The sequence below is a fragment of the Marinobacter sp. genome (assembly GCF_033722195.1).
GTDB lineage: Bacteria > Pseudomonadota > Gammaproteobacteria > Pseudomonadales > Oleiphilaceae > Marinobacter.
The window spans coordinates 1-4,038 of the sequence record NZ_JAWVZL010000158.1 but is presented as its reverse complement, the minus strand read 5'-3'; the positions used below and the strand labels follow the sequence as shown (position 1 = coordinate 4,038).

The 4,038-nt window shown below is 62.5% G+C and carries 4 protein-coding genes and 1 pseudogene; 1 reads left to right on the top strand and 4 read right to left on the bottom strand.

Annotated elements, in window-relative coordinates:
- A partial coding sequence (locus R3280_RS16130) for a Dps family protein (RefSeq protein WP_318999632.1) occupies positions 1 to 369 on the bottom strand: 369 nt, incomplete at its 3' end.
- 190 nt (positions 370 to 559) lie between these two features.
- On the opposite strand from R3280_RS16130, the gene R3280_RS16125 reads away from it, so the two are divergent.
- Positions 560 to 844 (top strand): DUF2061 domain-containing protein, encoded by a 285-nt coding sequence (locus R3280_RS16125; RefSeq protein ID WP_318999631.1) that lies wholly within the window; start codon positions 560 to 562, stop codon positions 842 to 844.
- On the opposite strand, the gene ccoG is transcribed toward R3280_RS16125, so the two are convergent.
- The 3 genes and pseudogenes from ccoG to R3280_RS16110 form a co-directional block, all read right to left on the bottom strand.
- Positions 791 to 2,188 (bottom strand): cytochrome c oxidase accessory protein CcoG, encoded by a 1,398-nt coding sequence (ccoG, locus tag R3280_RS16120; protein ID WP_318999630.1) that lies wholly within the window; start codon positions 2,186 to 2,188, stop codon positions 791 to 793. The two genes, R3280_RS16125 and ccoG, sit on opposite strands and share 54 nt — an antisense overlap.
- 91 nt (positions 2,189 to 2,279) lie before the next feature.
- On the bottom strand, positions 2,280 to 3,701 hold the full coding sequence (locus R3280_RS16115) for a PLP-dependent aminotransferase family protein (protein WP_318999629.1): 1,422 nt from the start codon (positions 3,699 to 3,701) through the stop codon (positions 2,280 to 2,282).
- Between the two features lie 71 nt (positions 3,702 to 3,772).
- Positions 3,773 to 4,038 (bottom strand): annotated as a pseudogene (locus tag R3280_RS16110) (dihydrolipoyl dehydrogenase); the annotation flags it as partial.

Genomic DNA, 4,038 nt, shown 5'->3' with positions numbered 1-4,038 from the left:
GCTGAGCAGTTCCCGCTGCTTGCCGATCAGCTTGGCGAAGCTGTCCACAATCTGGCTGACGGCCGTGCGGCCGTCAGACACGTCCTGACGTTCCTCCACCTCCGAGCGCTCGATATAGGCGCTGTAGGCGTGAACCGGACGATGACCCAGAGTGAGCACCCGCTCGGCCACTTCATCCACCTTCAGCAACAGGTCGTTGTACAGCTCCTCGAACTTCACGTGCAGTTCGAAGAAGTTCTCCCCCTTGATGTTCCAATGGTAGCCGCGAACGTTCATGTAGAAGATCTGATAGTTGGCCAGCAGGTCGTTCAGGGCATCCGCCAGTTGCTGGGTTTTTTCCGTGTCCAGTCCGATGATGTTGGTGCTCATTAAACGTCTCCCTTGACGATGGTGTGGATTGGAATGGTCTTCACTATAGCCACGATCGGGAGTGCCGTGAAATTTAACCCAACAATCTTCCAGATAGAATAATCTAATGACCGACAGAAATGATATTCAGCTAGCCTATCAAACATCACCCGATTGAAACGCTGCTCTGTTATCTCGACAGGAAAACGCCATGAGCGCCATCAAACACTTTGTCCACCAGCACGGCCACCGGGGCGACCAGTCACTGCTCAAGACTGTCACCTTCGCCCTCACTCACTTTACCGTGGCCTTCACCGTCGCCTACCTGCTGACTGGCGATATCCTGATCGGTAGCCTGATTGCCATGGTGGAGCCGGCTATCAACACCGTGGCCTATTTCTTCCACGAGAATCTGTGGCTTCGTCTGGGGGCCCGGTCCTCATCAATGGGTCACGGGCCCGGTGAATCGGCTGGGCCGACTGGCGCGCTGGTTTGACGCCTCCGCATCCGTGGCGGTGAACAGCAGATCGCTGCTGACCCCCGCCAGGGCGGTCGGGGCGGCCGCCACGGTTAACGCCAGCTCACGACGTTCCCAGGCCTCGAGATGAAACCGGGTGGGTCCGTTGACCACCAGGCCGTCCGGGCCGCTGATATCCAGCAGCAGGGTCCGGGCCTCACCGGCCTTGTTGAGCAGTTTGATCTGGTAACTGTTCTCAACCTGACCCTGGGCGTTGTAACGGAACAGCGACCGATCCTTAGCCACTTCCAGGCTGATCAGGTCCCGGCTGGACACCCCCCAGGCCAGGGCAGCCACCATGGTGGCCAGCACGGCGGCGTAGCCCAGCAGGCGTGGCCGGAACAGGCGCAGCGCACCACCGGCCAGTTGGTGTTCGCTGGCATAGCGGATCAGCCCGCGCTCATACCCCATCCTGTCCATCACGGAATCGCACACATCGATACAGGCGGCGCACCCGATACACTCCATCTGCAGGCCGTCGCGGATGTCGATCCCGGTCGGACACACCTGCACACACTGGTGACAGTCGATACAGTCCCCCAACCCCGCCACAGCCGGGTCCACCTCCCGCCGCCGGTGACCCCGTGTCTCTCCCCGCCGGGCGTCGTAGCTGATCACCACGGAGTCTTCGTCCAGCATCACCGACTGGAAACGGCCATAGGGACACATGTGCAGGCACACTTTCTCCCGCAGCCAACCGGCATTGAGATAGGTGGCCGCGGTAAAGAAGAACAGCCAGAACAGGGCCATGGCCCCGGTTTCCAGAGCCAGCAGGTCCGACAATAATGGCCGGATGGGCGTGAAGTAACCAACGAAAGTAAGTGCCGTGGCCAGACTGATCAGCAACCACAGACCGTGCTTCTGGGTCTTGCGCAACAGCTTGCCCGCTCCCCAGGGCGAGCGAGCCAGCTTGATGCGGTGGTTACGGTCCCCCTCACTCAACCGCTCCACCCAAAGGAACAGCCAGGTCCACATACTCTGGGGGCAGCTGTAACCACACCACACTCGCCCCGCCAGCACCGTGATGAAGAACAGGCCAAAAGCGCAGACCACCAGACCACCGGTCAGCAGGGTGAGGTCTTCCGGCCAGAAGGTGGCTCCGAAGATGTGGAACCGGCGCTCACCGATGTCCCACAGCACCGCCTGGCGGCCGTTCCAGGTCAACCATACGGTGCCAAAGTAGAGGCCAAACAGAACCAGGCCTCCGGCAATCCGCAGGTTGCGGTAGAAGCCGCGAAAACTCCTGGTGACGATGGGCTCGGCGGAGTGCGCCGGGGCCACGGATTGGACGGGGATAGTGGTGGCGGGAATGCGCTCGCTCATGGTCAGGCTTCCTGGGTTGGATCTGGAACCCCGCCAGTGTCCCAACCCCGGCGCCCGGGAAACAGGATCAGTTATATTATTTAAAAGCGTATCAGTTGGGCCGGAATGTCCCGCAGAGCAACCGCCCCAGGGTGGCCATGGCCGCTTCCAGCTCCGGCGACCAGGGGTGCCCAAAGTTCAGGCGCAGGCAGTGGGCAAAGGAGCGGGTGGCGGAGAACATCGGCCCCGGCGCGATGGAGATGCCGGCTTCCGCCGCCCGCCGGAACAGCTCCAGGCTGTCGATTGATGCGGGTAGTTCCAGCCAGAGGAAATACCCTCCCGCCGGCCGAGTCACCCGAACCTCCGCCGGGAAGTGGCGATCAATGGCGGCGAACATCTGGTTCTTCTGGGTTTCCAACCGGCCCCGCAATGCCCGCAGGTGGCGATCAAAACCGCCGTGCTCCAGGTAGTCCGCCAGCGCTGCCTGGGCCGGTATCGAGGCGGACAACGTGGTCATCAGCTTGAGCCGCTGCAAGCGCTCCTGATAACGGCCGGCAGATACCCAACCCACCCGGTAGCCCGGCGCCAGGCACTTGGAAAACGAACTGCAGTGCAATACCAGCCCGTCCCGGTCGAACGACTTGGCCATCACCGGGGCCTGGTGTCCGAAGTACAGCTCGCCATAGACATCGTCCTCCACCAGTGGCACCTGGTGTTGGTGCAGCAGTTCCACCAGCTGCCGCTTACGCTCCGACTCCAGTGAAACACCGGTGGGGTTCTGGAAATTAGTCATGAACCAGCAGGCCTTGATGTCATGCTGTTGCAAGGCGCGCTCCAGCACCGCCAGGTCAATGCCGCCACTGGCCGACACCGGAATTTCCACCGCCTGCAGCTGCAAGCGTTCCAGCACCTGGAGGCAGGCATAGAAGGCCGGCGCCTCGATGGCCACCTTATCTCCGGGCTGGGTCAGGGCCTGCAGGCACAGGTTCAACGCCTCCAGGGCACCGTCAGTCACCAGGATGTCCTCCACCGGCACGGACACCCCGGAGATGCCATAACGGACCGCGATCTGGCGACGCAACTGCAGGTTACCCGGCGGCAGGTCCGCCACTACCGAGTTCACATCCATCAGCCGGGTAGCCCTGGCCATGGAGCGGGCCAGCCGCTGCAGGGGGAACAAGTTGGGGCTGGGAAAGGCCGAGCCCAGGGGAACCTGGCTGGCTTCGCGCATGGCGCGCAGAATCGAGAACACCAGCTCACTGACATCCACCGGCGTGGTGCGCGCCTCCCGCTTCGGCACATCGGCCTCCGGCAAGGCGTGGCTAGTGAGGCTGGTTACGAAGTAGCCGGACTGGGGACGGGCGTGAATCAACCCCAGGTTCTCCAGCGCATAGTAGGCACGGAACACAGTGGACGGGCTGACGTTGTACTGACGACTGGCCATCCGCACCGACGGGATACGCTCGCCTGGCCGAAGGGTACCAGTGCGGATCAGGTCCGCCAGGTCCTGGGCCAGTTGCTCAAATCGTTTCATGGTTTCCATTCCGGGAATGACTCGCCGATCGGCCAAAGGCCCCTTGACCCGAAGTCTCAGCGGCGAGACGATCAGGCGCCGGGACCGCAATCCATACAGCGCTCGGTCATGGCCGGGCCAATGTGGAGCTTGTGGTTGAGATCCCGCAGGGCCGTGCGCACCCCTTCCTCAACCACCGGGTGATAGAACGGCATCTCCAGCATCTCGCTGACCGTCATCCGCTTCTGCGCCGCCCAGGCCAGCAGGTGGCCGATGTGCTCGGCCGCCGGCCCGAACATCTCGGCACCCAGGAACAGGCCACTGCCCTGCTCGGCGTACACCCGCAGCAAGCCCCGGT